This window comes from Pantoea sp. NGS-ED-1003 (genome assembly GCF_000738765.1).
GTDB lineage: Bacteria > Pseudomonadota > Gammaproteobacteria > Enterobacterales > Enterobacteriaceae > Pantoea > Pantoea septica.
The window spans coordinates 671,876-698,540 of the sequence record NZ_JPQA01000001.1 but is presented as its reverse complement, the minus strand read 5'-3'; the positions used below and the strand labels follow the sequence as shown (position 1 = coordinate 698,540).

The window sequence follows — 26,665 nt, the reverse complement described above, 5'->3', positions numbered from 1 at the left end:
GACGGCCTGAGGCCTCAGTGTTTCTTTGCGCTGGACGAAAGCGGTTCGTTATAGCCGCGCGGCGGTTCGCTGACGGCGCGCGCCGAGGGAAATTCCTGGCGTATCTCTGCCAGCGCCAGCGCCAGCGCCTGTTTTCTTTCGCTGTCGCGCTCCGTCATCGCCATGGCTTTCAGGCGATTCGCCAGCGAGGCGCCCGAAATCGAGGCATTTTGCTCAAGCAGCGCGGCGACGGCTTCGCCAATCAGATAATCGGTGAGTTTTTCAATCTTACTTCTGTGCATACCCGCATCTCTTATTACAGTGTTTGCCCGTTGACGGGGGAGAGTGACCAGACGCAAAACCGGCTGTGCGAGATCTCGCCTGCGGCGTATGTCCGTCAAAATGCTCTCCCTGACACGTTCCACTGTGAATCATGCTGCGGGCAGGGGGTGAACGCAATGGTCAGCCTGCAAATTATAATTAACGCTTAAACAAAAAACCTATAAGCTTTTGATAATGCTGCTCTTCTTCCGGGCTGGTTGCCAGCTCAAGGCGGGCAAGCAGTTTGGTACAAAGCGTTTTCCTGTTGAGCTGTTTACCCGCGCGCAGGATCTCGACCACGATCTGGCCTAAGGTTTCCTGCTCGCACGGCAGCGTCGCCTTCTTGAAATAGTGGGCGATATCGCTGCCTGTGGTTGGTCTGTCTCCAGTCTGACGCATAAACAACCCTTAAAGTCCGTGTGATTAAAAGATAATCAGCTAAGTCAGGCCTAAAGTTATACAATTTCCAAGAGGTTGTACAGGATTACCTGTGCAGGCCGACGTTTATTTTTTGAACTTTGCTATGTTGTCATTATTAACAACGGGTTACCCAAAATCTCGGACAGGCAGATAAGTGGATAACAGCCTTGCGTCAGTTTAATTTACTGGCCAGCAGCCGAATGGCGCGCTCGCAGGCGGCCTCGATTTCCGGATCTTCCGCGCGCGCGCCAGCGCGATAGAGCGCGCCAATGATTTCCTGTAAGGGAAGGGCTTCGCCAGGCTGCAGGAGCTGCGCCACAACACGGCCTAGCAGAGCGTAAACTTCCTGATTATCAGCAGTTTCATTGTGGTTCACTCTGTCTCCTGAAGGGCGATGACGACCGGGTAATTTTGAAGGCATTATCTCTTTTACTGTTTAATCGGGAAAAGCACAGCAATAACGGTCGCCTGAGAAAAAGCGCGCTGTGCGTAATATATTTAGGAAATACTTATTTCCTAATAGGGCGAATCAATTAATCCAGAATACCAAGCAGCATATTAATCGTTTCTGCGCCATTAGTCACATCCTGAACTTTACCCACCACGCGCATGCCGAACGCTACGCATAGCAGCAGGCCCGCCGCCGTCTCCGCATCCAGCGAGGCAGAGACCGACCCGTCCTGCTGGCCTTCGCGAATCAGTGCGATCAAAAAATTACGGTTGCGCAGCACCGCCTGGCGCACCAGCTCGGAAAGCTCCTCGTCCAGACTCTGCAGTTCGACGGTGCTGCCGACCACCAGGCAGCCGCGCCGCCCCTCGATTTCACGGGCGGAGTCGAGATAAAACTGCAGCAGTTCGCCGATGCGCGCCCTGCCGGTAGGGTAGTGCTGCAGGCGCGCGCGCAGGTCGGCGCCGCGCACGCTGATATAGCGTTCGAACACGCGCAGGAACAGGGTGCGCTTATCTTTAAAAGCCTTGTAGATACTGCCCGCCGTCAGATTCATGGCTTCGCTAAGATCGGCTACCGACGAGGCGTGGAAGCCTTTCTGCCGGAAGACGATCATGGCGTTATCCAGGGCGGTATCGGTATCGAAAGTTCTTGGTCTGCCACGCTCCCTGGCGGGCGCGGTGGGGATATGGGATGTGGTCATCGCTCAACTTAAGGGAATATTTGCTACCAAATTACCATAACCGCACGCGGCAGGAAAAAATAAAAACGTCGCGCCGCAGCAGGCGTGCGAAAACAAACAGGCCAGAAAAGCGCGGGCCAGGGAAATAAGCAGGCTAAATAATAATTTTTATTAACCACAGCAGCAGGAGAATATACCGCGCTGCGCTTCTCGGAAATTTCAGATATGCAACGAAAATGGGTACGTTGCGCCGCATGCTGGCTTAACCTGTGGTCCTCAACATAAAAAAGGACGACTTATGAAATCTCTCTCAATGTTTGGTGCCGCCGCGCTGGCGGCTTTCGCTTTCTCCGCCACGGCGGCGGAACCTGCCGCGATGAAAAACCCGATCAGCGTTCACGTGCTGAATTTACAAACCGGCATTCCTACCGCTGGCGTAACGGTAGAGCTGGATCAAAACCGCAACGGCGACTGGGTCAAGCTCGCTACCGGCGTCACCGACGCCAACGGCCGCATTAGCGCGCTCTATCCGGCGGGCAAACAGGCGGAACAGGGCACCTATAAAGTGGTGTTCAAAACCGGTGACTACTATGCCGGCGTGAAGCAAAAGACCTTCTTCCCGGAGATTCCGGTGATCTTCACGATCGAGAACACCAGCCAGCACTACCACATCCCCCTGCTGCTGAGCCCTTACGGCTACTCGACCTATCGCGGCAACTAAGCGGCAAAACGTAAATACCCAGGCCTGACGCGCAATGCCGCCTCAGGCCTTTTTTGTTTCGCGCAAAGGCGAGTCGCGAAACGGCGCGGCGAAATTAAGCGAAAACTAATCTTTATTCCGTAGGCTGCACCCACTGCTAACGCCAGGTCAGGATCCTGCCCAGGGGAGAAGGAACGCCCGGTGCCGTCGCGCATGTTGTCCGGCAAACCAGACGTTGATTGTTTTGACGGGAGCCACCCTCTTTGCTGCGATTGCTTTTTTTATTAATGGGCGGGCCGATGCTGCGCGCCAGCTGGCCAGGTCTGCTGGCGGCCGGCACGCTCTGCCTCGCCGCCAGCGCGGGCATCGTGCTGGAAAGCCTTTACCACGGCACGCTCTCCGTTCCGCTCTGTTTGCTGAGCGTTTTCCTGCTCTCCGAAGGCGTCATACAGGCCTGGCGCGCGCGAACCGGGTTCGACAGCGGCTGGGCGGCGCAGAGCAAAGCGCTGACGCTGCTGCTGCTCGGCACCGCTTTGCTGGCCGCGCCGCACGAGAAGGGCAGCTGCGTCGCCTGGCTATTCGCGCTCGCCTTTTTGCTGGACGGCGGCTTTCGCATCATCGCCTGCGCGCTGATGCGCTGTCGCCGCTGGCACAGCAAGCTGGCGATCGGCGGCGGCGAGTGGCTGCTCAGCCTGATGATCGTCACCGACTGGCCGCTGCCCCATCGCGTGCTGATCCCGATGGGATTCGCCCTGGTGCTGCTGGGCTGGGCCTTCTCGCTGTTGCAGATGGTCTGGCAAATCCGCGCGCTGCCGCCGGAGACCAGCGTAGCGGCGCTGCCGCTCTTTACCCGCAAAGGGGTACGTAAACCGCACGGGCTCGATTATCGCCACGTTCCCTGCAACGCCGCGCCTGCAAGCGAGCCGCTTACCATCTATATCTGGACGCCGCTGGGGTCGGGCAGCGTCGCCGGACGGCGTCCCTGGTTTGACCGCTGGGTCGCCGCTATCGATCATCGCGGTCAGGTTTCCACCGGCCACACCTCGCTGGCGATGGGCGACGCGCTCTACGTCAGCCTCTATCCTGTCGAGGATATGACCGGCTCCCTGAGCGGCGTGCTGCAAATGCTGCACGCGCGCGAAGAGAATGACGTCGCCGGCTTTCACCAGCGCTCCCTCGAGCGGGAGATCAAAGAGTGGTGCCTGCCCGACAAGCGCCTCTCGCTGCCGCATTACAACCAGCAGGCGCTGATCAACTACTGGGCGCGCCATGGTCAGGATTGCCGTTATAACCTGACGTCGCGCAACTGCTCCACCAGCGTGATGCAGGCGCTGGACGTCGCCACCGAGGGGCTGCTGGGACTGCGCGGTATGCGCGGCTACGCGGCGCTGCTCGATCCCGATTTCTGGCTGCTGAGCCTGATCCGCAGCCGGGCGGAGGGTATGACCTGGACGCCGGGTCTGGTAATGGATTACGTGCAGGTGCTGCGCCGGGTGCTGGCGTCTCAGCCGAACGGCTACGGCAGCAAATATTTATTTCCGGAGCGCGCAGGAAAATAACAACGGCTGTCGCACAGAACGCGGTTAATTATCTTTCGTGTGAGGTCGGTGTTATTTAAGAGGGAAGGGGTTGCGCAGAATAAAGCGTGCTGTTGCAAGAGTAAATTAAATAAATGCCGGGAGGTAATTTCCCGGCGCAACTTTATTTTTAACTGGCGCTTTTATCCGCGGCAGAGCGGCGGCTGAGTTTGCCGCCGACGCGTCCTGCCTCGACCGCGCGCTCGCGGTTATATTTAAAATTACCGCTGCTCATCTGCCCGCCTTTTTTACCCGCTTCACGCGCTCTGTCGGGATTTTCAGCAAAATTACCTGCTCCACCACGTCGCTGAGTCATATCAATTCCTCTCTGTATAAAATAATAATAATTAAAAGAGTTTCAATGCGCTTTAACTATGTAAGCAGAATGGCGATTTAGCAATGTGACATCTGAGATGAATATTTACTTTTTTCTCTGCCGGTAATAAGAGAACAGAAAAAAGCGAAGCCTAATTACATATCAGCTAAAGAAAAAAAAGCTAAATTTGTACAACTATCAATATAGCTGTACAATTTAGCCGTTAGTGCTAATTTGTGATGTTGATCACATTTAATTTGCGGATTTGCGTGCGAAACGGGGTAAAGCGCAGCGGCCCGACGGGCGGGACGCTGCGTGCATTTATCGTCGCGGTTCAGGGCCGGCGGAACAGCGCCAGGCTGCGACCTTCCAGCTCGAAATCCTTCTCTTTAGTAATCACCAGTCCGCGATTATCGTTGTCAGAGGTGGTCAGCTCCAGCACCCAGCCGCCTTCGCCAAACTGCGGGATGCGGAACGGCACCGTGCCCTCAAACGGGTTGATCAGCATCAGCACGTCGTGCCAGATGCCCTCTTCGGTTTGCAGGTCAGGACGGCCGATATAGACGCCCAGCGTCGAGCCTTCCTCCCACTGCTCTTCCTGCTGGAAGCCGCCGCCGGCGTTGAACCACTTAATCTCCATGCCGTCGCGCCAGTTCTCGCGGCGCAGCAGCGGCTGCTCGGCGCGCAGGCGGATAACGTGGCGCGTAAACTCGCGCAGCGCCTCCGCGCTGGCGGGGAGGTTGTCCCAGTGCACCCAGGAGATCTCGCTGTCCTGGCAGTAGCCGTTGTTGTTGCCCAGCTGGCTGCGGCCGAACTCGTCGCCTGCCAGCAGCATCGGCGTGCCGTGGGAGAAGAAGAGCGTAGCAAGAAAGTTACGCTTCTGGCGCTCGCGCACCGCGTTAATGCCTTCATCTTCGGTCGCGCCTTCCGCGCCGTAGTTGTAGGAGCGGTTGTCGTTGTGGCCGTCGTTGTTATCCTCGCCGTTCTCGTCGTTGTGCTTCTCGTTGTAGGAGACCAGGTCGTTCAGCGTGAAGCCGTCGTGGGCGGTGATAAAGTTGACGCTCGCCCAGGGACGGCGGCCGCGCTGATCGTAGAGATCGCCGGAGCCAAGCAGGCGGGCGGCGAAGTCGGTCGAGACGTTATCGCCTTTCCAGTATTCGCGCACCGTATCGCGGTATTTATCGTTCCACTCCGCCCAGCCGGGCGGGAAGCCGCCAACCTGATAGCCGCCGGGGCCGATATCCCAGGGTTCGCCGATCAGTTTCAGCTTCGACAGCACCGGATCCTGCATAATGGCGTCGAAGAAGCCGCCGCGCTGGTCGAAGCCTTCCGGCTCGCGTCCGAGAATGGTGCCGAGGTCGAAACGAAAACCGTCGATATGCATCGACTCCGCCCAGTAGCGCAGCGAATCCATGACCATCTGCAGCACGCGCGGATGCGAGGTATTCACCGTGTTGCCGGTGCCGGTATCGTTGATGTAGTAGCGGTGCTGGTCAGGCAGGGTGCGGTAGTAGGAGAAGTTGTCGATGCCCTTAAAGGAGAGCGTCGGCCCCAGCTCGTTGCCTTCCGCCGTGTGGTTGTAGACCACGTCGAGGATCACCTCGACGCCGGCGTCGTGGAAGGCGCGCACCATGTCGCGGAAGCCCTGAATGCCGCGCGGGCCGTAGTAGCGCGGCGCAGGGGCGAAAAAGCCGATGGAGTTGTAGCCCCAGAAGTTTTTCAGCCCGCGGTCCAGCAGATGCTGATCGTCCGGGAACCAGTGCACCGGCAGCAGCTCAACCGAAGTGATGCCCAGGCTTTTGATATAGTCGACCGTGGCCTGATGTCCCATGCCCTCATAGGTGCCGCGCAGCACCTCCGGCAGCGCCGAATTCAGCTGGGTGAACCCCTTCACGTGCGTCTCGTAGATCACCGTATTCGGCCAGGCGATGCTCGGACGGTTATCGTCCTGCCAGTCGAACTCGTTGGGATCGATGACCCGGCACTTGGGCATAAAAGGGGCGCTGTCGCGCGTGTCGAACGTCAGATCTTTATCTTCATGCAGCAGCTCGTAGGCGAAGTGCGCCTCGTTCCACTCGATATCGCCCGCCAGTTCGCGCGCGTAGGGGTCGATCAGAAGCTTGTTGGGGTTAAAGCGATGTCCGTTCTCTGGATCGTAAGGACCGTAAACGCGATAGCCGTAAAGCGCGCCGGGCTTCAGACCCGGCACATAGCCGTGCCACACCTCGTGGGTGAACTCCGGCAGCTCCAGGCGGGCGATCTCATTCTTGCCGCTCTCATCAAACAGACAGAGCTCGATACGCTCGGCGTGGGCGGAAAAAATGGCGAAATTCACCCCTTCGCCGTCATAGTTGGCGCCTAGCTGCTGGCCCGATCCCGACGTAATAGTAAACTCTGTAGCTTCAGACATTTATCCCTCTCCATTCAGTAAAATGCTATCCACAACAACTGCGTTGAATCACCTGTTTTTTTCATCTTGTCAGACGCCGATCAGCACCAGCGGCGCGCCGCTGTTAAGGGCTTCAAGGCTAAGCCGGTCGGTCAGCTCACACTCTTCTCCAGTAAACATGTTGCGATAACGGCGCTGTGCCAGGGGTTCTTTCAGGGTAATCGAGGTGGCGTCGCTGTAACGCTGACGGGCGAAAGCCAGACGCGGCACCACGACGATCAGCGCGTGCTGCGCATCGGCGCGGGCGAAGGCGACCGCATGCGAGGCTTCGGTGCCGTTGACCACCAGCGGCAAATAGTCGCCGTGGCGGAACAGGGCGTGATACTGCTGACGCAGCGGCAGCAGCGTGGCGATGGTCTGCTGTTTAAGCTGGCCGCTTTGCCATCCCTCCGGCGCGGAGAAATCGCCGCGTTCGTCAAGCATGCGCTGCAGCGCGTCGAAGTCGGGCTCCAGGCGGTTATCGGGATCGACCAGGCTGAAGTTGAGCGCTTCGCTGCCCTGATAGATATCGGGCACGCCGGGCGCGGTAAGCTTAATCACCGTCTGGCTGAGGGAGTTGATCAGGCCAGCGGCGATAAAGGGCAGCAGCGCCTGGCTGAAGTCGGCGAGGAACTCGGCGTTATCCGGCGAGATTAGGCGGCGCGCATAGTCGAGCACCGCCGTTTCGTAGGCCTCATCGCCATCCGCCCAGTTGGTGCGCAGCTTGGCTTCGCGCAGCGCTTTTTCGACAAAGGCGGTAAAGCGCGGTTCAAGCGCCGCAAGCTGAGCGGCATCTGCCACGCCAGATGCGGGCCAGACGCCCGCCAGCGCCTGATAAAGCATCCACTCTACCGCCGGTTCCGGCGCCGGGCCGCCGTCGAGCGCCACCACCGCGCCGCGGTTCATCTGCCGCCAGCGCGCCACATGCAGCGCCCAGCGCTGCGGCGACTCCGTCAGGGTATAGAGGCGGGCGCGCGCGTCTTCGCCGCGCTTGGTGTCGTGCGTCGAGGTGCCGGTCAGGCCGTCCGGCTGACGCTCGCGACGTATCACCATCTCATCGTGAAAGCGCGCCAGCGAGAACGCACGCGGCAGCGGCTCGGCGCCGACTTCGTTAAGCGCCAGCGCCATATGCTGGCGGAAAAAGAGCGTATCCTCGACCGACTTCGCCATCAGCGGGCCGGTCAGTTGCTGGAAGCGGGTGCGGAAAGTGGCGGCGTCCTGCGCGACAGCGGCGTCGAGTTCGCCGTTCATAACGCGCAGTAGAAAGTCGAGCGCCGCAGGCGAGAGGCGGGGCGTGTCGCGGCGCACCGTTTCCGCCACGCGCTGCAGCAGCGCCGCGCCTTCTGGTGGCATGCCTTCCGGCGTGCCGTAGCTGCGATAGACCGGAAACGCCACCAGCAGCTCGCGCAGCGCGGCGCGCAGATCGCTCTCCGGCAGCGTGACGCCGGAGGCGCTGGCAATGGCGCCCGCCAGCTTCAGCAGGGTGGTGAATTCGCCTTCGAAGTTTTTATCCGCCATCAGCAGCTTGGCGGCGCGCAGCTGGGCGCGCATATCCACCGGCTCGCCCACCGTCTGATCGTAGGCCTGACGCAGCGCGGCGATCTGGCGGCCATCCACCAGCGCGTCGGAGAGCGAGGCGATAAATTCATAGCCGGTGGTGCCGGAAACCGGCCAGTCCGCCGGCAGTTGTTCGCCCTCGCCGAGGATTTTCTCTACCGTGATGTAGCAATCCGCTCCCGCATGCTGGCGCAGCTGCTCCAGATAGCCTTTGGGATCGGCCAGCCCGTCGACGTGATCGACGCGCAGCCCGCTGACCGCGCCCGAATGCACCAGCTCCAGAATCAGCCGGTGGCTGTCGTCGAACACCTGCGGATCTTCCACCCGGACGCCCGCCAGCCCGGTGATTTCGAAAAAGCGGCGGTAGGAGAGGTCGCGCGGCGCGTCGCGCCACGACATCAGCCGGTAAGGCTGACGATCGTGCAGCGCCGCGATCTGCGCCTTATCGGTGAGCGCCAGCACATCGGCTTCGCGTCCCTGCCAGCTCGCCGGCGAGAGCGGATAAAAGCTTTCGTAATAGGCGAACGCCGGTTTGCCGCTGTCAGGATCGGCTTTTATCGCGATTTCGCCGTTTTCCAGCGCTGCTTCGAAGCTGTCGCCTAAGAAGGGCAGCGTCAGGCGGCGCGACCAGTCGATATCGAAGTAGCGCGCATAGCGGCTCTGCTCGCCGTGCTCAATCACATCGCGCCACCAGGCGTTCTCCAGCGAGGCGGCCATATGGTTCGGCACGATATCGATAATCAGCTCGAGGCCCGCCTGCTTCAGCGTCTCCACCAGCCGGTCGAAACCGGCGCGGCCGCCGATAGCGGGATCGATGGCATTGGCGTCGGTCACGTCGTAGCCGTGGGTCGAGCCGCGGGTGGCGGTAAAGATCGGCGAGGCGTAGAGGTGGGTAATGCCGAGCCGTTTAATATAGGGCACCAGCGCCGCCGCACGATCGAAGGTCATGCCGTTGCGAAACTGAATACGGTAGGTTGAAGCGGGAATAGTCATTGGGCATCTCCTTTGGCCAGCCGCACGACGATCGCGTTTTGCGGCAGATCGCGGCTGTTATCCGGCCAGGCGAAAATCGTTTCGCCGGGTTGCTCAGGTAGCGGCTGCGTCTTCTCGCCGATATTCAGCGCCAGCGACAGCGTGCCGGCGGGGAAGCGCCAGCTCACCTGAATAAAGCCTTCCTCGCTGTGCTCCACGCGTCCGGCGTGGCCGCCCGCGGTGGCGAGCAGCGGCACGATATGCTGCTGGCGCAGCGCCAGCAGGCGGCGCGACAGCGCCAGCCAGGCCTTGCCTTCGTCGCTCTGCGGCTTGCGCCAGTCGAGCTTCGAGCGGGTAAAGGTCTCTTCGGCATTGGGATCCGGCACGCTTTCGCCTTCATGTCCGGCGTGACCGGCGAACTCCTTCGCACGGCCTTCGCGCACCGCTTTGGCCAGATCGCCGTGAAAATCGGTAAAGAAGAGGAAGGGATTGGTTTCGCCATACTCTTCGCCCATAAACAGCAGCGGAATATGCGGCGAGAGCAGCAGCGTGGCGAGCAGCACCTTATTGCGATCGGCGCCGATAAGGCTGATCAGCCTTTCTCCCAGCGCGCGGTTGCCGACCTGATCATGGTTCTGGATAAAATCGACGAAAGCCGCAGGCGGCTGGCCGCGGCTGTCGACGCCGCGCGCCTCGCCGCTGTGGGGCGAGACCTCGCCCTGATAGGCGAAACCTTCCGCCAGCACGCGGGCGACATATTTTTCCGGATGCGGAGTGAAATCCTGGTAGTAGGCGTGAGTTTCGCCGGTGGCGAAGACGTGAACGGCATTGTGGAAGTCGTCGTTCCATTCGCCGCTGAACAGCGGCGCGTTGCCTTGCTCATCGCGCGGATGCAGAAACACCACGTTGCGGCTGTCTTCGGTGGTGAGATGGATCGGGCGGTCGGAAATCTCCGCGCGGATGCGCTCGGCGATCTCGATCAGCGCATGCTTCTCCGACGTATCTTCGATCTGGTCGATGGCGTCGAAGCGCAGGCCGTCGAGACGGTACTCCTGCAGCCAGTAGAGCGGCGCCTCGACGATATAGCGGCGCGCCGCGTCAACGTCGTAGGCAATGCCCGCGCCCCAGGGCGTCACGCGCTCTTTGTGGAAAAAGTCCGGCGCCAGCAGCGGCAGGTAGTTGCCTTCCGGGCCAAAGTGGTTCAACACGATATCCAGCACCACCGAAAGGCCGTGACCGTGCGCGGCGTCGATAAAGGCTTTGAAGTCGTCAGGCGTGCCGTAGGCGGCGTGCGGCGCATAGAGCAGCACGCCATCGTAGCCCCAGCCGCGGTTGCCGCCGAACTGCGATACCGGCAGCACCTCAATCATGGTGATACCGAGCTCCGCCAGCCAGGGCAGTTTTTCAATTGCCGCCTGGAAGGTGCCTTCCGGGGTAAAGGTGCCGATATGCAGCTCATAGACCACGCTCTCTTCCCAGGGGCGGCCCTGCCACGCCTGATGCTGCCAGGCATAGCGCGTGGGATCGACTACCAGCGACGGGCCGTTAACCTCATCTTTTTGCGCGCGCGAGGCGGGATCGGGCACGACGGTGCCGTCGGCCAGCACAAAATTATATTCGCTGCCGGGCGCGACGCCGTCCGTGCGCAGTTCGAACCAGCCATCCTCGGCGGGATGCATTGGCGTATCTTTGCCGTCAAGACGCAGGCTAACGCTGTGTTGACCCGGGGCCCAGAGACGAAAGCGGACCGCATCGTTGGCGACATATTCAGCGCCCCAGCTTTTAGTAAATGATGCTGACTCCATTCAATAACCTCGTCTGAATCAAATGTGATCGATAAACCACACCGCGCGGCCCAGGTCCGGCGATGCAGGCAACAAAAGGTAAGACGGAAACGTATCTGACACGTCGCTGGCGGAGAGAACGCGCCTGCCGCCGCAGGATGCAGGGGTGGCGCAACCGGCTCTCTACGACGCCATACGAAAATCAATCATAGTTCACGCTGGAAGAGTTGCCGGAGCAGGGCGCGGCGCGAAAGCGGCTATCGCAGCGCGCGGCGGGAAAATTAGGTGATGCACGTCACAAATTAAAAAGTGCATCTATACTTGGTACTCTTGCCTGGGTTGGTGAAATTATATGCAAATTCAGGATGTTAAAACTCATGGAGTGAATGTGGAGCAGAATAAACCTGAATCAAACGACAGCAGCGCGCCGTCGGCCGATACCGTTCGCCAGCGGCTCTTTTTCGTGGTGCTGGTGGCGACCATGGGCGCGCTCGCCTTTGGCTACGACACCGGCATTATTTCCGGCGCGCTGCCCTATATGACGCTGCCGCCCGCGCAGGGCGGTCTCGACCTCACCCCGTTCACCGAAGGGCTGGTGACCTCGTCCTTGATCTTCGGCGCCGCGGTCGGCGCCTTCCTTAGCGGCTATGTCTCGGATCGCTTCGGCCGCCGCATCACCCTGCGCAGCCTGGCGCTGGTCTTTGTCGCCGGCGCTATCGGCACCGCCGTTGCGCCTAACGTCGAGGTAATGGTCGCGATGCGACTGCTGCTCGGCATCGCGGTTGGCGGCGGCTCCTCTACCGTACCGGTGTTTATCGCCGAGATCGCCGGACCGCGCCATCGCGCGCCGCTGGTGAGCCGCAATGAGCTGATGATCGTTTCCGGCCAGCTGCTCGCCTACGTGGTCAGCGCGCTGATGAGCTACCTGCTGCACGATCCGAAAATGTGGCGCTATATGCTGGCGCTGGCGATGATCCCCGGCGCGCTGCTTTTTATCGGCACCTTCTTCGTTCCCGCCTCGCCGCACTGGCTGGTGGCGGAAGGGCGCATCAAAGAGGCGATGCGCGTGATGAAGAAGCTGCGCGAAACGCCGCGCGAGGTGCGCAAAGAGATGGCGGAGATGCGCAAACAGGCGCGCGCAGCGGAGCGCGGCCCGTCGGCCGGCGAGCTGCTGCGCGAGAAATGGGTGGTGCGTCTGCTGCTGCTCGGCGCCGGTATGGGCATCGTCATTCAGTTCACCGGCGTTAACGCCTTTATGTACTACACGCCGATTATTCTGAAAACCACCGGCATGGGCACCAGCGCCTCTATTGCCGCCACCATCGGCAACGGCGTGGTGTCGGTACTGGCGGTGATGGCCGGGATCCGCGCGGTAGGGCGCTTCGGCCGCCGTCCGATGCTGATGACCGGACTATGCGTGGTGATCGCGGCGCAGCTGGCGCTGGGCTCGGTGCTGGTCTTTATGCCGCAGAACATGACGCAGAGCCTGCTTGCGCTCGCCTGCATCATGCTGTTCCTGTTCTTTATGCAAATGTGCATCTCGCCGGTCTACTGGCTGCTGATGTCGGAGCTGTTCCCGATGAAGGTGCGCGGCGTGCTCACCGGCACCGCCGTCTCTTTCCAGTGGATCTGCAACGCGGCGGTCGCTTTCGCCTTTCCGCCGCTGCTGGCGCTGGCGGGCAACAGCACCTTCTTTATTTTCGCGGCGATTAACGTAGCATCGCTGGCGTTTGTCGCTCTGATGCTGCCGGAGACGCGCGGTAAATCGCTGGAGCAGATCGAAACCCTGATGCGTGAGCGTTTTGGCGAAACGGATAAAGCCGCCGCCAGCGACGCGGCATAAGCGCAGGCTGCGGATTATCCCGCTGATAATCCGCAGCTATCACACCGAATACTATTACCGTCTGGCGGCCGACGCCCCGTCCGGGAATAATCTCACCATGGCTACTTATCGAATCAAAGTGGGATTTCATAATCCCTCCGCGCTGACCTTCCGGGAGCTGGATGTGATTCTGGCTGAAGCGTCATTCCGCGCCGCGCAGTCACAGCGCGCCGGCGTTCGTTATTTCACGGAGTATGAATATGAGTCGGAGGGCGATCTCTGTTCGGTATGCGCGCTGGCCTATAGCCACGCCTGCAAAGTGAGGAAATGTCCGCTGGTACTGGTGGAGATGCAAAAGGCCGAGGCGGGCGTCTGATCGATTGTGACGCCGCGCCTCGGGCGGTTACAGCAGTTCGTCGGCCTGAATCGGCTGCGCATGCCAGCGCTCGACCGCCTGCTTGACCTCATCTTCGCTGGGGTTCTCTTCCGTCGCCACGTTGTAGCGTTTGCCGTCCACCGCGATGACCGTGACCGGCAGCACATAGCGCTGCAGCTCCTCGCGGTTTGGCGAAGTGCTGCTTTCGGTCTCTTCAGGCGCTTTGATCTCAACCTCGACTTCTACCTGGCCCGCTGCAAAGCTTTTGACTTCGCCGTGATAGCCGGCGCCGAAAATCAGATAATCCTGGTTCATAGTCTCTCCTGAGGGTGAGCGGCATCGCACAGCGCGATGCCGTCGGTGGCGCGTTATGCCTGTTTCGGCTGCCCGTTCGAGGCGGTAATGCCGCCGTCGACCGGCAGATTGACGCCGGTGATATAGCGCGCGTCGTCGCTGGCGATAAACAGCACTGCGCTGGCGATATCGTCCGGCTCGCCGGCGCGACGCAGCGCGATGCGGTCATAGAAGCGTTCCATCAGCGCCTCGTCGTTTTTCATCTCTTCCGTCAGGTCGGTGAAGGTCAGGCCGGGACAGATGGCGTTGACGCGCACGCCGTCAGCGCCGTAGTCCATCGCCAGCGAGCGGGTAAAGTTAGTTACTGCACCTTTCGCCGCGTTATAGACGCTCATGCCCCAGTCGCCGCCAAGGCCGGACACCGAGGAGATATTGACCACGTTGCCCTGGGTTTTCAGCAGGTCGGGCATAAAGTGGTGAATACAGTAGTAAACCCCGTCAAGATCGACCTTCATCAGCTTGTGCCAGTCATCCGGCTGCACCTCGTGAATGCGGCCCTGCACCACGCTGCCCGCGTTATTGACGAGGACATCGACGCGCCCGTATTTCTCCGCCACGCGATCGCGCAGCGCTTTAACCTGATCGACCTCCGCGACGTCGCACGGCGCCACCAGATGATCGCCTGATGCCAGCATCGCCAGCGTCTTCTGCAGCTTCTCCTCGGTTCGGCCGACCAGCACCACGGCGGCGCCTTCACGGGAAAACTGTTGCGCCGTAGCCTGACCAATACCCGATCCCGCCCCGGTGACAACGACCACTTTTCCTGTAAATCTCGACATGCTCTCTCCTTATGGTGGGGTGAATGACATTCCCTTTAAGCCTGGCAGCCAGATGAGATCGTTCAAGCCAGACGGCAATATCCCTGCAATAAGTCTGTACTTTATGGCTGACAGCTGGCCTACACTGTCAGGCACTAACCGAGGAGCAACCATGCCATCACAGACGCTTTCCGCTGACTGCTGCATCGTCGGCGGCGGCCCGGCGGGCCTGATGACCGGCTACCTGCTGGCGCGCGCAGGCCTGCAGGTGGTCGTCATTGAAAAACACGCCGACTTTCTGCGCGATTTTCGCGGCGACACTATTCATCCCTCCACGCTGGAGGTGATGCACCATTTGGGCCTGCTGGATAAGCTGCTGGCGCTGCCGCACCAGCGTGCCGAAAAGCTGCAGGCGGAAATGGGCGGCGAAGAGGTGACGATGGCCGATTTCTCGCGCCTGCCGGTGCGCTGCCGCTTTATCGCCTTTATGCCGCAGTGGGATTTCCTTAACTTTCTCGCCGACCAGTGCGCCGCCTTTCCCGGCTTCAGGCTGTTGACCTCGACCACGCTCAGCGAGCTGATCGTCGAGCAGGATCGGGTGTGCGGCGTCACCGCGCTGCGCGACGGCCAGCCGCTGACCATCCGCGCGCAGCTGGTGATCGGCGCCGACGGGCGGCATTCGGCGGTCAGGGCGCAGGCAGGGCTGACCAGCCGCGCCTTCGGCACGCCGCGCGACGTGATCTGGTTCCGGCTCGACAAACAGCCTGACGATCCCGCGATGGGCACCGGCCACAGCGGCCCGCGCAATAACTTTATCGTTATCGATCGCGGCGACTACTGGCAGTGCGGCTTCACGATCGAGAAAGGGGAGTTTGAGGCGCTGCAGCGCGCCGGGCTGGCGGCGCTGAAGCAGCGCATCGCCGCGGTGTCGCCGTTCGACGCCGGACGGCTGGAGACCATCGACGACTGGTCGCAGGTCCGGCTGCTGTCGATTCGTATCGACCGGCTGGATAAGTGGATGCGGCCCGGACTGCTCTGCATCGGCGATGCGGCGCACGCCATGTCGCCTATCGGCGGGGTCGGCGTCAACCTGGCGATCCAGGATGCGGTGGCCGCCGCCAACCTGCTGACCCGGCCGCTACAGCGCGGCAGAGTCACGCTGCGCGATCTGGCCCGGGTGCAGAAACGCCGCCAGTTTCCCACCGTTGCTACCCAGTTTTTGCAGATCAAAATGAGCCGTAAGCGGCCGAGCGGAGGCGGGAAAAATCCGATGCCGGGCATGCTGCGCAAATGGCCGTTCCTGCGTTTTGTCTTTGGGCGGCTGCTCGGCATGGGATTTCGCATGGAAAAACCGCGCCGCTTTGCGGCGCGCTGAGGCCGAACGCGCGTCGCAATCCTATACTTGACCCATTAAAAGGTCCGTCACCAGGATACGCCTGTGGAAAATCCTCAACTGCTGGCGCAGCGTCAGCGACGCGCGTTGATTGCCGGCTCGGTCGGCAACTTTATCGAATGGTATGAGTTCGCCGTTTACGGCTTTCTCGCTACGCTCATCGCACAGAATTTCTTTCAGCTGCACGGCGCCTCGGCGCTCAGCAGCCTGATCCTGACCTACGCCTCTTTCGCCATCGCCTTTTTCTTTCGTCCGCTGGGCGCCGTTATCTTCGGCCGCATCGGCGATCGGATCGGCCGCAAGCCGACGCTGATTGCGGTGCTGCTGCTGATGACGCTGGCGACCACGCTGATTGGCCTGGCGCCGACCAGCGCCGCGCTGGGCATCGCCGCGCCGCTGATCCTCACCGGCTTGCGTATCCTGCAGGGATTGTTCGCAGGCGGCGAGTATGGCGGCGCGGTGGCGCTGATGACCGAGTTTGCGCCGCCGGGCAAGCGCGGGCTCTACGGCGCGTGGCAATCTTTTACCGTGGCGCTGGGGCTGCTGGCGGGCGCGGGCGTAGTGGCGCTGCTTTCGGGGCTGCTCAGCCCCGACGCAATGCTGGCCTGGGGCTGGCGCGTGCCTTTCCTGCTGGCGCTGCCGCTCGGACTGATTGCGCTGTGGCTGCGGCTGAGCATGGAGGAGACGCCGAGCTTTATTCGCGAGCACCAGCAGCCTCGTCCGCAGGCGAGCGCCGCGCAGACGCTGAAAATTATTCTGCTGGCGATTGCGCGGGTGATGCTCTGGTCGGCGGCGGGCTATACCTGGCTGGTGATTATGCCCAGCTATCTGCAGGCGGCGCTGCACGCCGGCTTCAATCAGGCGCTGCTGAGCGCGGTGATTTCCAACCTGGGCTTTGCCGCCGCCATTTTGCCGGCCGGCTGGCTCAGCGATAAAATCGGCCGCCGCCGCGTGATGGTCACGGCCAGCGTCTTGCTGCTGCTGCTCGCGTTTCCGCTGCTCAACCTGTTGCAGGCGGATACCACCTCGACCGCGCTGCGCGCGCTGGTGGTGTTTGTCGCCGGCTGCATCGTCGGGATGCTGGCGGGGCCAGGTCCGGCGATGCTGGCGGAGATGTTTCCCACCCATATGCGCTACACCGGGCTGGGGCTCGCCTATTCGCTGTCGAACGCCATCTTTTCTGGCTGCGCTGGCCTGATTATCACTGGCCTGATGAAGCAGACCGGCAATCTTGATATCCCGGCCTGGTACGTGATAGCCACCGCGCTGGTCACGATTCCGGCGCTGATGACGCTGAAAAACAGCGATGCTCAGCAGCGGCTGTAACCGTTACATCAGCTCAATGCCGAACCGTTTTAACAGCAGCGCCCACAGGGCAAAGAGCGCGAGGGTGATAAGGCAGGCGATCCCGAGCGTGGGCCAGAAGCCGGTGCGCTGGTAGAGGAACGGAAACAGGATAAACATCGGCAGCGTCGGCACCACATACCAGAAGGTGTACCAGGCGTGAGCGGCGATCTTCTCCTGCGCCTGACCTTCCAGCTTCATCCAGATCAGCACCAGCACGGTAACCAGCGGCAGGGCGGCCAGCAGCCCGCCGAGGCGATCGCTGCGCTTCGCCGTTTCGGATATCAGCACCACCATAAAAGCGGTAATCGCATATTTTGAGATAAGCCAGAGCACGGTTTTTTCCCTTAAAGAGCCTGAAAAACGCTGACAGTTAGCGGCAGCCGAACGGGCAATGCGGCGAAGTCAGGCATTCGCGAAAAAAGAGGATGACAGCTTTTACGCTGTGCTGAAAGTGTAGGGCGTGATGCGGAGTAGACAGAGAGGGAATATCGCTGACGGGAAGAGACAGGCGTCCCTTCCCGTTCTTCCCGCATTATGCGGGAAGGCGCGCTGGATTATTTACGACCCAGCAGGAAGCCGATAAAGACGCCAACGCCAGCAGCGACCGCCAGACCGGCTAGCGGGTTGGACTGAACCTGGTCTTTAATGGTGTCTGCCGCGTCACGCGCAGCGTAGGTCGCCTGATTGGAATAACGGCGCGCTGCACCGCGAACGCGATGACGCGGTGAATCGGTCGCTTCGCCCCATTGCTGCTCAGCGGCACCAGCAACTTCTTTAACGGTATCTTCGATTTTTCCTGACATTGTTCGTCTCCTTTGAGTGAGTATTCACTAAAAGCGTAGCAAAGCCCGGCAGTTATGCTGGATGCTGACGCTTTTTTCATCCTATGACTGAGGCTGACCGACGGGGCCACTGCCGCCCGGCGCGCCAAGGGGTTGTTGCCCGCTGGGCGCATGTGGCGGCGCTGGCGCGTCGTGCGGACGCGGCGCGCAGGCCGTAACGGCGCACGCGCCGAGCCCGAGTAAAAAAATCATTACCAGCTGTTTCACAGGCTTCTCCTGGCTAAAAAAGGGATGCTGAAAGCGTAGCGGGTGAATAGCCGGAGGACAAACGAGGCGACCGAGAGTAACCGGCCCGCTGTTTATGTTCGACGCGAATGCAGCGCCAGCGACCATATATCCCGACCACATTCCGGACAGTTGCCTTTGTCGCCGGTACGCATCTCTTGTGTCAGACCGCAGCGCTTACAGGCATATAAACCGTCCTGAGGGATTAAGGTGAAGCAGGGGCGATGCGCAGCTGGCAGAACGGAAAGGCCAGGAACGACATCTTCATCTTTATAAAAATAGAGGCTGAGCTGACCATCGACTTCAACCAGTCCCAGTCGGATCTGACCAAGATGCTCTGCGCCCGCATGCCGCAGCTCCATTAAAAACTCATCTTCAGAAATATTGAGTTTATCGAGATTACTGGATACGTACTTCCCTTCCGAAATCAGGGTAACGACTTGTCCTTCAATTAAGGTCGACAGCGTAGTCGATCGCGACATACCCCAGGTCGTCAGACGGTAAAGGGCAAGAAGAACGATAAAAACCATGATAACGGGCAGCACCGGCACATCGTCATAAAATGTCACGTCGCCGGAGGCCGAACCCAGCGTCAATATAATCACCACCTCGAAAAGCGACAGCTGCTGAACGCCTCGTCTGCCAGAAATTTTGAGGAAAATAAAAACAACGCTGTAGGCAATAAAAACGCGAATGACGACTTCAAAAAGAAAGGTATAAGGCAGGTCGTTAATAAGAAACTTATGAAAATCGAAGTCGGTCATCTCATGTCCTGTTTACTATTCCTGATTTTTCTCGGCACGGATAAGCGGTCAACTAACGTGGCCCATGGCAAAGCGGGTTAAGGGCGCGGGATAAGGCGGATACCTTCGGGCGCCAGCACGGCCCGGCAAGAGGCGCGTGCTGGTGCCATTACAGGAAGGTGATAAGGGAGGGCGCCCTTATCGCCGACGCCGTCACCACTCGACGCAGATTTTACCCAGATGGGCGCCGCTCTGCTGGTAACGAAAGGCGTCGCCGAGCTCGGCATATTTGAAGGTGCGGTCAATCACCGGCTTCTTGCCCATGATCTCCAGCGCCTTCACAAAATCGACCTGGTCCTGGCGGCTGGCCACAATCAGACCTTTAAGCTGGACCTGTTTCGCCAGCAGGGAGAGCACGGAGATGTCCGCTTTATCGCCGGAGAGAATGCCGATCTGCGCAATATGGCCGCCGACTTTAACCGCCTTCAGGGATTCATTCAGGGTGGCCGGACCGCCCACTTCCACGACGTGGTCGACGCCGAACCCCTGTGTCAGCTCGAGCGCTTTATCGCCCCATTGCGGCGTGGTTTTGTAGTTGATGGTTTCATCGGCGCCCATCGCTCGTACGGCGGCGAGCTTTTCATCGGAGGAGGAGGTGGCAATCACCCGGGCGCCCATCGCTTTAGCGATTTGCAGCGCCGCGACAGAGACGCCGCCGGTTCCCTGCACCAGCACCGTTTCGCCCGCTTTAAGCTGACCATCTGTGACCAGCGCGCGCCAGGCCGTCAGGGCGGAAGTGGTGATGGTGGCAGACTCGGTATGGCTCCAGCCTTGCGGCGCATGGGTGAAGGCGCTTTCCGGACGAACAACATATTCGCTCGCCATGCCATCGATGCCGTCGCCGGGCGTATGGGCAAAGTTGCCTGCCGCGGGCAGCGGTTTGCCTGCTGGCCAGATGGGGAAAAAGGTAGAGACGACGGGATCGCCAGCCTTGAACGCTTCAACGCCTTCTCCTACTTCTTCCACAATGCCTGCACCGTCTGACAGCAAGATGCGACCATCCTGAGTAGGGAACTCTCCGCTGGCCACAATCAGGTCGTGAAAGTTGAGCGAGCTGGCTTTAATCGCCACCCGAATTTCGCCTTTGCCAGGCCTGCCGGGGTCGGCAATATCAGTCAGGGTAATGTTTTCCAGACCGCCGGGCGCCTTGAGCGTAACTGCTTTCATCGTGATCTCCTGTAAAAGCGTAGGTTTATCTGATAACCGGTCATTACCCTAAATCATAGGGGCTCTTTATTAAACAGAGGCTTTTTTTGTTACGCCGGGATAGCAGGGCTTCCAGGCGCGTTTAAACTGAACAGTAATACGCCGTATTCGCTATTTTCAGGGGCAGCCTCAGCAAGACGATTGGTTTAATAAAACAAGGAACCCGGCACGATGAGAGTAAAAAATATCCTCCTTACAGGCGCCAGCGGCCGCATTGGACAAACCTGTTTTAAAGCGATGCGCGATAGCTATAATTTCACGCTGACCGACCTGAAGGCGCCAGATTATGAGGTGAGCGCTCCGCACCGTTTTATTGCGGCCGATCTGTCAAAGCCGGGAGCGGCAACCGAACTGCTGGCCGCAGCGAAGCCCGACGCGATAGTGCATCTGGCTGGCATCCCGGACGCTGATGCGACATTCGAACAGCTGCTGCCTGCCAATCTTCTCTCGGTCACCTGGCTGCTGGAAGCCGTAGCGAAAACCGCCTGTCGGCGCTTTGTTTTTGCCAGCAGCGCCCAGACGATAGAGGGCTATCCGGTTGATGTGCAGATCCATCCTGGCATGGCCGTCGCGCCGGCCAATCTGTACGGGGTAACCAAGTGCTATGGCGAGGCGATCTGCTCCTTTTATGCCACTCAGCACGGGCTCTCCTGCGTCGCGCTCAGGATCGGCGCCTTTGAGCCAAAAGAAGCCGGGCGGCTGAAAAATGCGCGGGATTACAGCGCCTGGCTGAGTCCGCAGGACGCGGTCAATCTCATTACCTGCGCGATAGAAGCAGAAGATATTACCTTTTTTATCGGCTATGGCATTTCCGATAACCGCTTTAAGCGATTCGATCTGTCACGCACCCGGGAAGTGCTGGGCTATCAGCCCGCTGACGATGCTTTCCGGGAGTTTGAGGCTGGCTCGCGCCTTTTCCGATAGGCGGGAAGGCAAAGAGAGCGGGCAGAAAGCGATCTGCCCGCCGGCATTACTCTACGGCGATGGGTTTCTCATCCACCGTGGGCTGTTCATCGCCCTGAATCTGCTTAATGCGCTGTTCGGTTGCGTTAACCGCGCTGGCGCTGCTCAGCAGGGTATAGGTCAGCTCAAAGGTGGTGCTTTGGCCCGGCGCTAACTGCTTCACGCGACCCTGCTCTTTTTCAATGGTGACTGGGTAGGCGTAATTGGTGCCCGGCTCAATGCCGGTAACGTAGCCCTGTTTCAGCGTGTCCGTGTTCTTCCACATTGTCAGCAGGGGCAGCTGGTGGGTGTCGAACTCAATCGAGGCGCCTTTGTCGCCCTTGCTGTTGATCACTGCCGCCAGCGTTTTGCCGTTGCTGTCCGCCTTTGGTACCAGGTTAAACACCATCTCATCAAAGTCTTTGGTCGGCGCGTCGTAGGTATTCCACGCTTTCAGGCCGGTTTTCGCATAATCGTTGAAAGGCGAAACCGACTTCAGCGGCGCGATAAAGCGCGCATCTTTTTCCAGAATCGGCGTGCCAAAGTTGCTGTGATAAATGATCTGATAGTCATGCGGATAGTCGCCGCGGTTGGTCAGCACGTCATGCAGAGTAAAGGATTTAGCGCCGGGCACGTAACGTAGCTCGGTCCAGGTCTCCAGATTCGCTTTTTTAAAGGTGTTTTCTTTCAGCAGACCGCGCACGCGAATTTCATGCGGCGCCTTCTCGTCGATGGTGACCTCAACGCGGGACGCTGGCGTATTGCCTGCTTTGCCGTGCAGGGTGTAAATCCTGCCGTCTTTGACCACCGGATGCCCGGTCCACTCGTAGCCGCAGCGCACCATCATTTCATTGAATCCTTCCAGCCAGCCTAATCCATTGCGGCTTTCAAGGTTGATATAGGCTGGGTTGACCACCTCGTCGACCGGCGAATCCCAGCCCAGTCGGACGCCATCGCCACTCACGTGCAGTAAATCCATGCCGCGCGTCGGGCTCAGGGCGATAGTCAGGCCGTTTTGGCTGGTGATAGTCAGCACTTTCGAACCTTCCTGCTTGCCGCCGTGCAGGACTTTCTGCTGTAAGCTGAAGGTGTCGCCTGAAAGCTTCAGCTGTTTACTGCTAATCTGCCAGTTTCCCTTGTCTGTACCGGCTTCAGCATCTGTCAGCACCCACGTCTGCGCTGCTGCCTGACCGCTGAATGCCGCCATAACCATGCCTGCTAAAAGTGTCTTTTTCATTTTTATGCATCCCGTTGCTGAATTGATTTAGCTGAAGTCGGGCAAGAGTATAAATTGCCGCCGCGCGAAAACGTGATGAGGTTCACCTGACGCAATTTTGTGTTGTGAGGATGAAGTAAATCAGATCTGCGTCACAGGTTTATGTGCAACAAGTAAACAGATTTAGAGGGCGGGAAACAAATGAGAGCAGAAAATGCGGGCTTCGCTTAAATCGTTTCAGCAAGGAAGGACAAAACTAACAAACGTCTTATTTATAAGGTTTGAGATATGCTCCAGACCAGCTTTGTCAAAGCAAGTTTGCAGGAAAGGGCTGGTCGCGTCCTTCAGCCCCTTACACCAGCCCTTACTCCTGAACCCGCTCAAACGTTGCGATCACCCGGTCGATATGTTTTTTCATCGCGCTTCGCGCCGCTTTGCCGTCGCGTTTCTCCAGCGCGGCGAGAATAGCTCTGTGCTCCGATTCCGAGACAGAAGGCATGTCGCCTGGCGTATAGTGCGCCTGCAGCATACGGAACATGCTGCCGTAGCGGTGGCCGAGCAGATGGCCAATGATAAAGCCATAGGCCGGGTTGCCGCTCGCCTGGGCGATACGGATATGGAACAGCCGGTCGCCGGGATGGGTACGCGACTGAGCGCGGTTATCCTCGCAGTTTTGCTCATAGGCCGCGCGGATCAGCGCCAGCTCCTCGTCGCTGGCGTGCACCGCGGCCAGCGCGGCCGCCTCCGGCTCAATCAGGCGCCGCGCCTGCAGCAGGGAGAACGGCGGCAGCTCGGTAGAGAAGTCCAGCTTGATGCCCAGCTCATCGTCCAGCTCGCGCCACTGATCGCGTCCGGCCTGCATCATCACCGGCTCCTGAGTGCGGGAGCGCGCCTTCACAATCACGCCGTTGCCGACTTTCACATCCACCAGCCCAATCACCTCCAGCGCAATCAGCGCTTCGCGCACCGAGGCGCGACTCACCTGCAGTTGTTCGGCCAGCTCGCGCTCCGCTGGCAGGCGACTGCCGGGCGGAAACTCGTTATTGTCGATAAGCTTGATCAGCTGGTCAGCTATTTGTCTGTAAAGCCTGGGGTTTTCCATCTTTTTTATCGGCATCGCACTGCTACCCGTCTAAATAAATTAAGTGACCCGATGCACAAATAATCGTCAGGACACTTGTCAATGTTACGCAAATGTCAATAAAACGTAATGCGTCAGCGAAAAAGTAGCCAGCGTTATTTGCTATTCCGGAAGGGCAAAACACCTCTCTATTGGCCTGACCATTAGATCTTTGGACCAGAGGAAATGCAATGAATTTACACGGAAAACGCGTATTAATCACCGCCGCCGGGCAGGGCATCGGGCTGGCCAGCGCGCGCTACTTCGCTCAGCAGGGCGCAGAGGTGATTGCCAGCGATATCAATCTGGCCGCGCTGCAGGATCTGCCCGGCATCCGCGCTTATCGGCTGGACGTTACCGATCCTCAGGCGATTCGCGCGGCGGCGCAGGAGCTCGGCACGCTCGATGCGCTGTTTAACTGCGCCGGCGTCGTCCACAGCGGCAGCCTACTGGCGTGCAGCGAAAAGGAGTGGCAGTTCGCGCTCGATCTCAACGTCACCGCGATGTTTCACATGATCCAGGCCTTTCTGCCCGCGATGCTGCAACAGCGCAGGGGCTCGATTATCAACATGTCGTCGGTAGCCTCCAGCATCAAAGGCGTCGCCAATCGCTTTGCCTACAGCGCCACCAAAGCGGCGGTCATCGGCCTGACGCGCTCGGTGGCGGCGGACTACATCGGCGACGGCATCCGCTGCAACGCCATCTGCCCCGGCACGGTCGATTCGCCGTCGCTGCGCCAGCGCATCGCCGCCCAGGCGCAAGCAGAAGGGCGCTCGGAAGAGGAAGTCTATGACGCCTTTGTCGCGCGTCAGCCCATTGGCCGCATCGGCTCGCCTGAGGAGATCGCTTATCTCGCGGCCTACCTGGCGTCCGATGCCAGCGCCTACACCACCGGCACCGCCCAGATTATCGATGGCGGCTGGAGCAACTAACAGGAGTGGAGCAATGAAATTATTACGTGTAGGCGAGCCGGGCAACGAGCGTCCGGCGCTGCTGGATGAGCAGGGCGAACTGCGCGATCTGTCGCACTATATCGATGACCTCGCGGGCGATGCGCTGCTGCCCTCCTCGCTGGAGAGGCTGCGCCAGCTGCCGCTCAGCGAGCTGCCTAAAATCAGCGGGCAGCCGCGCACGGGCGCCTGCGTCGGCCGGATCGGCAAGTTTATCTGTATCGGCCTGAACTACGCCGATCACGCCGCGGAGACCGGCGCCGCCATCCCGCAGGAGCCCGTGGTCTTCGGCAAATGGACCAGCGCGGTGGTCGGCCCTAACGACGCTGTGCGCATTCCGCGCGGCTCGGTGAAAACCGACTGGGAAGTTGAGCTGGGCGTTGTAATCGGCAAAGGCGGCAGCTACATCGACGAAGCGGATGCGCTGTCGCACGTGGCGGGCTACTGCGTGGTTAACGACGTCTCCGAGCGCGAATATCAGATCGAGCGCGGCGGCACCTGGGACAAAGGCAAAGGCTGCGACACCTTTGGTCCCATCGGCCCCTGGCTGGTGACCGCCGATGAGATCGCCGATCCGCAGCAGCTCGATCTCTGGCTGGAGGTCGACGGCAAACGCTATCAGAACGGCAACACCCGCACCATGATCTTCACGGTGGCGCACATTATCAGCTATCTCAGCCGCTTTATGAGCCTGCAGCCGGGCGACGTGATCTCTACCGGCACGCCGCCGGGCGTCGGCATGGGACAGAAACCGCCGGTTTACCTGCGTCCGGGCCAGGAGATCCGCTTAGGCATCGCCGGGCTGGGCGAGCAGCGCCAGATCACCGAGGGCAGCGAAGCATGACCAGACTGACCTCACTGCGCGTCGAAGATATCCGTTTTCCCACGTCCGAACATCTCGACGGGTCGGACGCGATGAACCCGGACCCCGACTACTCTGCCGCCTACGTCATTATCGAAACGGATAACGCGGCGATCAGCGGGCACGGCCTGACCTTTACCATCGGGCGCGGCAACGAGATTTGCTGCGCAGCGATCCGCGCGCTGGAGCACCTGATCGTCGGCCGCCAGCTGGAAGCGATCACCGCCGATATGGGGCAGTTCTGGCGCGATATCACCAGCGACAGCCAGCTGCGCTGGATCGGGCCGGATAAAGGCGCCATTCATCTGGCGACCGGCGCGGTGGTCAACGCGGTGTGGGATCTGTGGGCGAAATCGGAAGAGAAGCCGCTGTGGCGGCTGGTGGCCGATATGTCGCCGCAGGAGCTGGTGCGCTGCATCGATTTCCGCTACCTCACCGACTGCATCACGCCAGACGAGGCGCTCGCCTTGCTGACGGCGCAGCAGCCGGGCAAGGCGGCGCGCATCCTTCAGCTCGAGCGGCAGGGCTATCCCTGCTACACCACCTCGGCGGGCTGGCTCGGCTACGACGACGACAAGCTGCGCCGCCTCTGCCAGCAGGCGGTCGACGCCGGCTTCTCCCATATCAAGCTGAAGGTCGGGCGCGATCTCGACGACGATATTCGCCGCGTGCGCATTGCGCGCGAGGTGCTGGGGCCGCATCGCCAGCTGATGATCGACGCCAATCAGGTGTGGGAAGTCAACGACGCCATCGACTGGGTGCAACAGCTGGCGTTCGCCCAGCCCTGGTTTATCGAAGAGCCGACCAGCCCGGACGATATCGAAGGCCACCGCAAAATTCGTCAGGGCGTCGCGCCGGTCAAAGTCGCTACCGGCGAGATGTGCCAGAACCGCATCATCTTTAAGCAGCTGATAATGCGCGAGGCGATCGACGTGGTGCAGATCGACGCCTGTCGCCTCGGCGGCGTCAACGAGGTGCTGGCGGTGATGCTGATGGCGGCGAAATATCAGCTGCCGGTCTGCCCGCACGCCGGCGGCGTGGGGCTGTGCGAATACGTGCAGCATCTGTCGATGATCGACTTTGTCTGCATTGCCGGCAGCCATGAAGGTCGCGTCATCGAATATGTCGATCATCTGCACGAACATTTTTTGCATCCGTGCGAGATCCGCGGCGCCGCCTATATGCCGCCAACCGCGCCCGGCTTCTCGATCGAAATGGTGCCCGCCTCACGCGAGAAATACCGCTATCGCGCGCAGGGAGGCTGA

The 26,665-nt window shown here is 60.1% G+C and carries 26 protein-coding genes; 10 read left to right on the top strand and 16 right to left on the bottom strand.

The window, feature by feature from the left end; genetic code table 11:
- Positions 1-14 precede the first annotated feature (14 nt).
- The 4 genes from JS46_RS03195 to JS46_RS03180 all read right to left on the bottom strand — a co-directional run bounded on the left by JS46_RS03195 (position 15) and on the right by JS46_RS03180 (position 1,871).
- Complete coding sequence (locus JS46_RS03195) at positions 15-281, bottom strand: hypothetical protein (RefSeq protein ID WP_033747847.1); 267 nt, start codon at positions 279-281, stop codon at positions 15-17.
- Between the two features lie 178 nt (positions 282-459).
- Complete coding sequence (gene ycgZ / locus JS46_RS03190; protein ID WP_033747843.1) at positions 460-699, bottom strand: regulatory protein YcgZ; 240 nt, start codon at positions 697-699, stop codon at positions 460-462.
- Between the two features lie 193 nt (positions 700-892).
- A complete protein-coding gene (locus tag JS46_RS03185; protein WP_033747840.1) occupies positions 893-1,096 on the bottom strand; it encodes a hypothetical protein in 204 nt (67 codons plus the stop codon).
- Between the two features lie 157 nt (positions 1,097-1,253).
- Entirely contained in the window at positions 1,254-1,871 is a 618-nt protein-coding gene (locus JS46_RS03180; RefSeq protein ID WP_033747838.1) for a TetR/AcrR family transcriptional regulator, read from the bottom strand.
- A 277-nt stretch (positions 1,872-2,148) separates the two neighbouring features.
- Here JS46_RS03180 and uraH point away from each other — a divergent pair, with 277 nt between their 5' ends.
- Both uraH and JS46_RS03170 read left to right on the top strand, forming a co-directional pair.
- A complete protein-coding gene (uraH, locus tag JS46_RS03175) occupies positions 2,149-2,571 on the top strand; it encodes a hydroxyisourate hydrolase (RefSeq protein ID WP_033747835.1) in 423 nt (140 codons plus the stop codon).
- Positions 2,572-2,813: 242 nt separating this feature from the next.
- Positions 2,814-4,109, top strand: a complete 1,296-nt coding sequence (locus tag JS46_RS03170) for a hypothetical protein (protein WP_152560656.1) — start codon at positions 2,814-2,816, stop codon at positions 4,107-4,109.
- 148 nt (positions 4,110-4,257) lie between these two features.
- Here the strand turns inward: JS46_RS03170 and JS46_RS03165 are convergent, their stop codons facing one another.
- From JS46_RS03165 to treZ, 4 genes are all read right to left on the bottom strand, one after another.
- The gene (locus JS46_RS03165; protein WP_033747833.1) at positions 4,258-4,443 is read right to left on the bottom strand and encodes a general stress protein; all 186 of its coding nucleotides are present in this window, start codon (positions 4,441-4,443) and stop codon (positions 4,258-4,260) included.
- Positions 4,444-4,777: 334 nt separating this feature from the next.
- Positions 4,778-6,853 carry a glycogen debranching protein GlgX gene (glgX, locus tag JS46_RS03160; RefSeq protein ID WP_033747830.1) on the bottom strand — a complete coding sequence of 692 codons (2,076 nt, stop codon included), beginning with the start codon at positions 6,851-6,853 and terminating at the stop codon, positions 4,778-4,780.
- A 69-nt stretch (positions 6,854-6,922) separates the two neighbouring features.
- On the bottom strand, positions 6,923-9,421 hold the full coding sequence (gene treY / locus JS46_RS03155) for a malto-oligosyltrehalose synthase (protein ID WP_033747829.1): 2,499 nt from the start codon (positions 9,419-9,421) through the stop codon (positions 6,923-6,925).
- Positions 9,418-11,205: a malto-oligosyltrehalose trehalohydrolase gene (gene treZ, locus JS46_RS03150; protein WP_033747828.1), complete on the bottom strand. Its 1,788-nt coding sequence runs from the start codon at positions 11,203-11,205 to the stop codon at positions 9,418-9,420. Before treZ ends, treY begins: the two co-directional genes overlap by 4 nt.
- Positions 11,206-11,572: 367 nt before the next feature.
- Here treZ and JS46_RS03145 point away from each other — a divergent pair, with 367 nt between their 5' ends.
- Together JS46_RS03145 and JS46_RS03140 are read left to right on the top strand one after the other, a co-directional pair.
- Complete coding sequence (locus tag JS46_RS03145) at positions 11,573-13,027, top strand: sugar porter family MFS transporter (RefSeq protein WP_033747826.1); 1,455 nt, start codon at positions 11,573-11,575, stop codon at positions 13,025-13,027.
- Positions 13,028-13,124: 97 nt separating this feature from the next.
- Complete coding sequence (locus JS46_RS03140; RefSeq protein WP_033748045.1) at positions 13,125-13,382, top strand: hypothetical protein; 258 nt, start codon at positions 13,125-13,127, stop codon at positions 13,380-13,382.
- A gap of 27 nt (positions 13,383-13,409) precedes the next feature.
- On the opposite strand, the gene JS46_RS03135 is transcribed toward JS46_RS03140, so the two are convergent.
- Together JS46_RS03135 and JS46_RS03130 are read right to left on the bottom strand one after the other, a co-directional pair.
- A complete protein-coding gene (locus tag JS46_RS03135; protein WP_033747824.1) occupies positions 13,410-13,697 on the bottom strand; it encodes a hypothetical protein in 288 nt (95 codons plus the stop codon).
- Between the two features lie 53 nt (positions 13,698-13,750).
- Positions 13,751-14,515 (bottom strand): SDR family NAD(P)-dependent oxidoreductase, encoded by a 765-nt coding sequence (locus JS46_RS03130; RefSeq protein ID WP_033747821.1) that lies wholly within the window; start codon positions 14,513-14,515, stop codon positions 13,751-13,753.
- Positions 14,516-14,666: 151 nt separating this feature from the next.
- On the opposite strand from JS46_RS03130, the gene JS46_RS03125 reads away from it, so the two are divergent.
- Together JS46_RS03125 and JS46_RS03120 are read left to right on the top strand one after the other, a co-directional pair.
- Complete coding sequence (locus JS46_RS03125; RefSeq protein WP_033747818.1) at positions 14,667-15,869, top strand: FAD-dependent oxidoreductase; 1,203 nt, start codon at positions 14,667-14,669, stop codon at positions 15,867-15,869.
- 63 nt (positions 15,870-15,932) lie between these two features.
- A complete protein-coding gene (locus JS46_RS03120) occupies positions 15,933-17,213 on the top strand; it encodes an MFS transporter (RefSeq protein WP_033747816.1) in 1,281 nt (426 codons plus the stop codon).
- A gap of 3 nt (positions 17,214-17,216) precedes the next feature.
- On the opposite strand, the gene JS46_RS03115 is transcribed toward JS46_RS03120, so the two are convergent.
- From JS46_RS03115 to JS46_RS03100, 4 genes are all read right to left on the bottom strand, one after another.
- A complete protein-coding gene (locus tag JS46_RS03115; protein WP_033747814.1) occupies positions 17,217-17,567 on the bottom strand; it encodes a DUF3147 family protein in 351 nt (116 codons plus the stop codon).
- Positions 17,568-17,788: 221 nt separating this feature from the next.
- Positions 17,789-18,037, bottom strand: a complete 249-nt coding sequence (locus tag JS46_RS03110) for a YqjD family protein (RefSeq protein ID WP_033747813.1) — start codon at positions 18,035-18,037, stop codon at positions 17,789-17,791.
- Between the two features lie 338 nt (positions 18,038-18,375).
- Positions 18,376-19,065, bottom strand: a complete 690-nt coding sequence (locus JS46_RS03105) for a DUF421 domain-containing protein (RefSeq protein WP_033747812.1) — start codon at positions 19,063-19,065, stop codon at positions 18,376-18,378.
- A 192-nt stretch (positions 19,066-19,257) separates the two neighbouring features.
- Positions 19,258-20,271, bottom strand: a complete 1,014-nt coding sequence (locus JS46_RS03100) for an NAD(P)-dependent alcohol dehydrogenase (protein WP_033747811.1) — start codon at positions 20,269-20,271, stop codon at positions 19,258-19,260.
- A 210-nt stretch (positions 20,272-20,481) separates the two neighbouring features.
- Here JS46_RS03100 and JS46_RS03095 point away from each other — a divergent pair, with 210 nt between their 5' ends.
- Complete coding sequence (locus tag JS46_RS03095; RefSeq protein WP_033747810.1) at positions 20,482-21,234, top strand: NAD(P)-dependent oxidoreductase; 753 nt, start codon at positions 20,482-20,484, stop codon at positions 21,232-21,234.
- Positions 21,235-21,280: 46 nt separating this feature from the next.
- On the opposite strand, the gene JS46_RS03090 is transcribed toward JS46_RS03095, so the two are convergent.
- Complete coding sequence (locus JS46_RS03090; protein WP_033747809.1) at positions 21,281-22,489, bottom strand: aldose 1-epimerase family protein; 1,209 nt, start codon at positions 22,487-22,489, stop codon at positions 21,281-21,283.
- A 343-nt stretch (positions 22,490-22,832) separates the two neighbouring features.
- The gene (locus tag JS46_RS03085) at positions 22,833-23,585 is read right to left on the bottom strand and encodes a FadR/GntR family transcriptional regulator (protein ID WP_033747808.1); all 753 of its coding nucleotides are present in this window, start codon (positions 23,583-23,585) and stop codon (positions 22,833-22,835) included.
- Between the two features lie 194 nt (positions 23,586-23,779).
- Here JS46_RS03085 and JS46_RS03080 point away from each other — a divergent pair, with 194 nt between their 5' ends.
- From JS46_RS03080 to JS46_RS03070, 3 genes are read left to right on the top strand one after another with little or no spacing between them, the layout of a single operon-like run.
- The gene (locus JS46_RS03080; RefSeq protein WP_033747807.1) at positions 23,780-24,520 is read left to right on the top strand and encodes an SDR family oxidoreductase; all 741 of its coding nucleotides are present in this window, start codon (positions 23,780-23,782) and stop codon (positions 24,518-24,520) included.
- Positions 24,521-24,533: 13 nt separating this feature from the next.
- Positions 24,534-25,382, top strand: a complete 849-nt coding sequence (locus JS46_RS03075; RefSeq protein WP_033747805.1) for a fumarylacetoacetate hydrolase family protein — start codon at positions 24,534-24,536, stop codon at positions 25,380-25,382.
- Positions 25,379-26,665 (top strand): L-fuconate dehydratase, encoded by a 1,287-nt coding sequence (locus tag JS46_RS03070; protein WP_033747803.1) that lies wholly within the window; start codon positions 25,379-25,381, stop codon positions 26,663-26,665. The genes JS46_RS03075 and JS46_RS03070 overlap by 4 nt, the downstream gene beginning before the upstream one ends.

Excerpts from the sequence above, each read along its gene's own strand:
- JS46_RS03105 (WP_033747812.1), bottom strand. The coding sequence starts at position 19,065 with ATGACCGACTTCGATTTTCATAAGTTTCTTATTAACGACCTGCCTTAT.
- JS46_RS03090 (WP_033747809.1), bottom strand. The coding sequence starts at position 22,489 with ATGAAAAAGACACTTTTAGCAGGCATGGTTATGGCGGCATTCAGCGGT.
- JS46_RS03165 (WP_033747833.1), bottom strand. The coding sequence starts at position 4,443 with ATGACTCAGCGACGTGGTGGAGCAGGTAATTTTGCTGAAAATCCCGAC.
- JS46_RS03080 (WP_033747807.1), top strand. The coding sequence starts at position 23,780 with ATGAATTTACACGGAAAACGCGTATTAATCACCGCCGCCGGGCAGGGC.
- uraH (WP_033747835.1), top strand. The coding sequence starts at position 2,149 with ATGAAATCTCTCTCAATGTTTGGTGCCGCCGCGCTGGCGGCTTTCGCT.
- treZ (WP_033747828.1), bottom strand. The coding sequence starts at position 11,205 with ATGGAGTCAGCATCATTTACTAAAAGCTGGGGCGCTGAATATGTCGCC.
- JS46_RS03110 (WP_033747813.1), bottom strand. The coding sequence starts at position 18,037 with ATGTCAGGAAAAATCGAAGATACCGTTAAAGAAGTTGCTGGTGCCGCT.
- JS46_RS03125 (WP_033747818.1), top strand. The coding sequence starts at position 14,667 with ATGCCATCACAGACGCTTTCCGCTGACTGCTGCATCGTCGGCGGCGGC.
- JS46_RS03135 (WP_033747824.1), bottom strand. The coding sequence starts at position 13,697 with ATGAACCAGGATTATCTGATTTTCGGCGCCGGCTATCACGGCGAAGTC.
- JS46_RS03130 (WP_033747821.1), bottom strand. The coding sequence starts at position 14,515 with ATGTCGAGATTTACAGGAAAAGTGGTCGTTGTCACCGGGGCGGGATCG.
- JS46_RS03095 (WP_033747810.1), top strand. The coding sequence starts at position 20,482 with ATGAGAGTAAAAAATATCCTCCTTACAGGCGCCAGCGGCCGCATTGGA.
- treY (WP_033747829.1), bottom strand. The coding sequence starts at position 9,421 with ATGACTATTCCCGCTTCAACCTACCGTATTCAGTTTCGCAACGGCATG.
- JS46_RS03180 (WP_033747838.1), bottom strand. The coding sequence starts at position 1,871 with ATGACCACATCCCATATCCCCACCGCGCCCGCCAGGGAGCGTGGCAGA.
- JS46_RS03195 (WP_033747847.1), bottom strand. The coding sequence starts at position 281 with ATGCACAGAAGTAAGATTGAAAAACTCACCGATTATCTGATTGGCGAA.
- JS46_RS03075 (WP_033747805.1), top strand. The coding sequence starts at position 24,534 with ATGAAATTATTACGTGTAGGCGAGCCGGGCAACGAGCGTCCGGCGCTG.
- glgX (WP_033747830.1), bottom strand. The coding sequence starts at position 6,853 with ATGTCTGAAGCTACAGAGTTTACTATTACGTCGGGATCGGGCCAGCAG.
- JS46_RS03140 (WP_033748045.1), top strand. The coding sequence starts at position 13,125 with ATGGCTACTTATCGAATCAAAGTGGGATTTCATAATCCCTCCGCGCTG.
- JS46_RS03100 (WP_033747811.1), bottom strand. The coding sequence starts at position 20,271 with ATGAAAGCAGTTACGCTCAAGGCGCCCGGCGGTCTGGAAAACATTACC.
- JS46_RS03070 (WP_033747803.1), top strand. The coding sequence starts at position 25,379 with ATGACCAGACTGACCTCACTGCGCGTCGAAGATATCCGTTTTCCCACG.
- JS46_RS03085 (WP_033747808.1), bottom strand. The coding sequence starts at position 23,585 with ATGCCGATAAAAAAGATGGAAAACCCCAGGCTTTACAGACAAATAGCT.
- ycgZ (WP_033747843.1), bottom strand. The coding sequence starts at position 699 with ATGCGTCAGACTGGAGACAGACCAACCACAGGCAGCGATATCGCCCAC.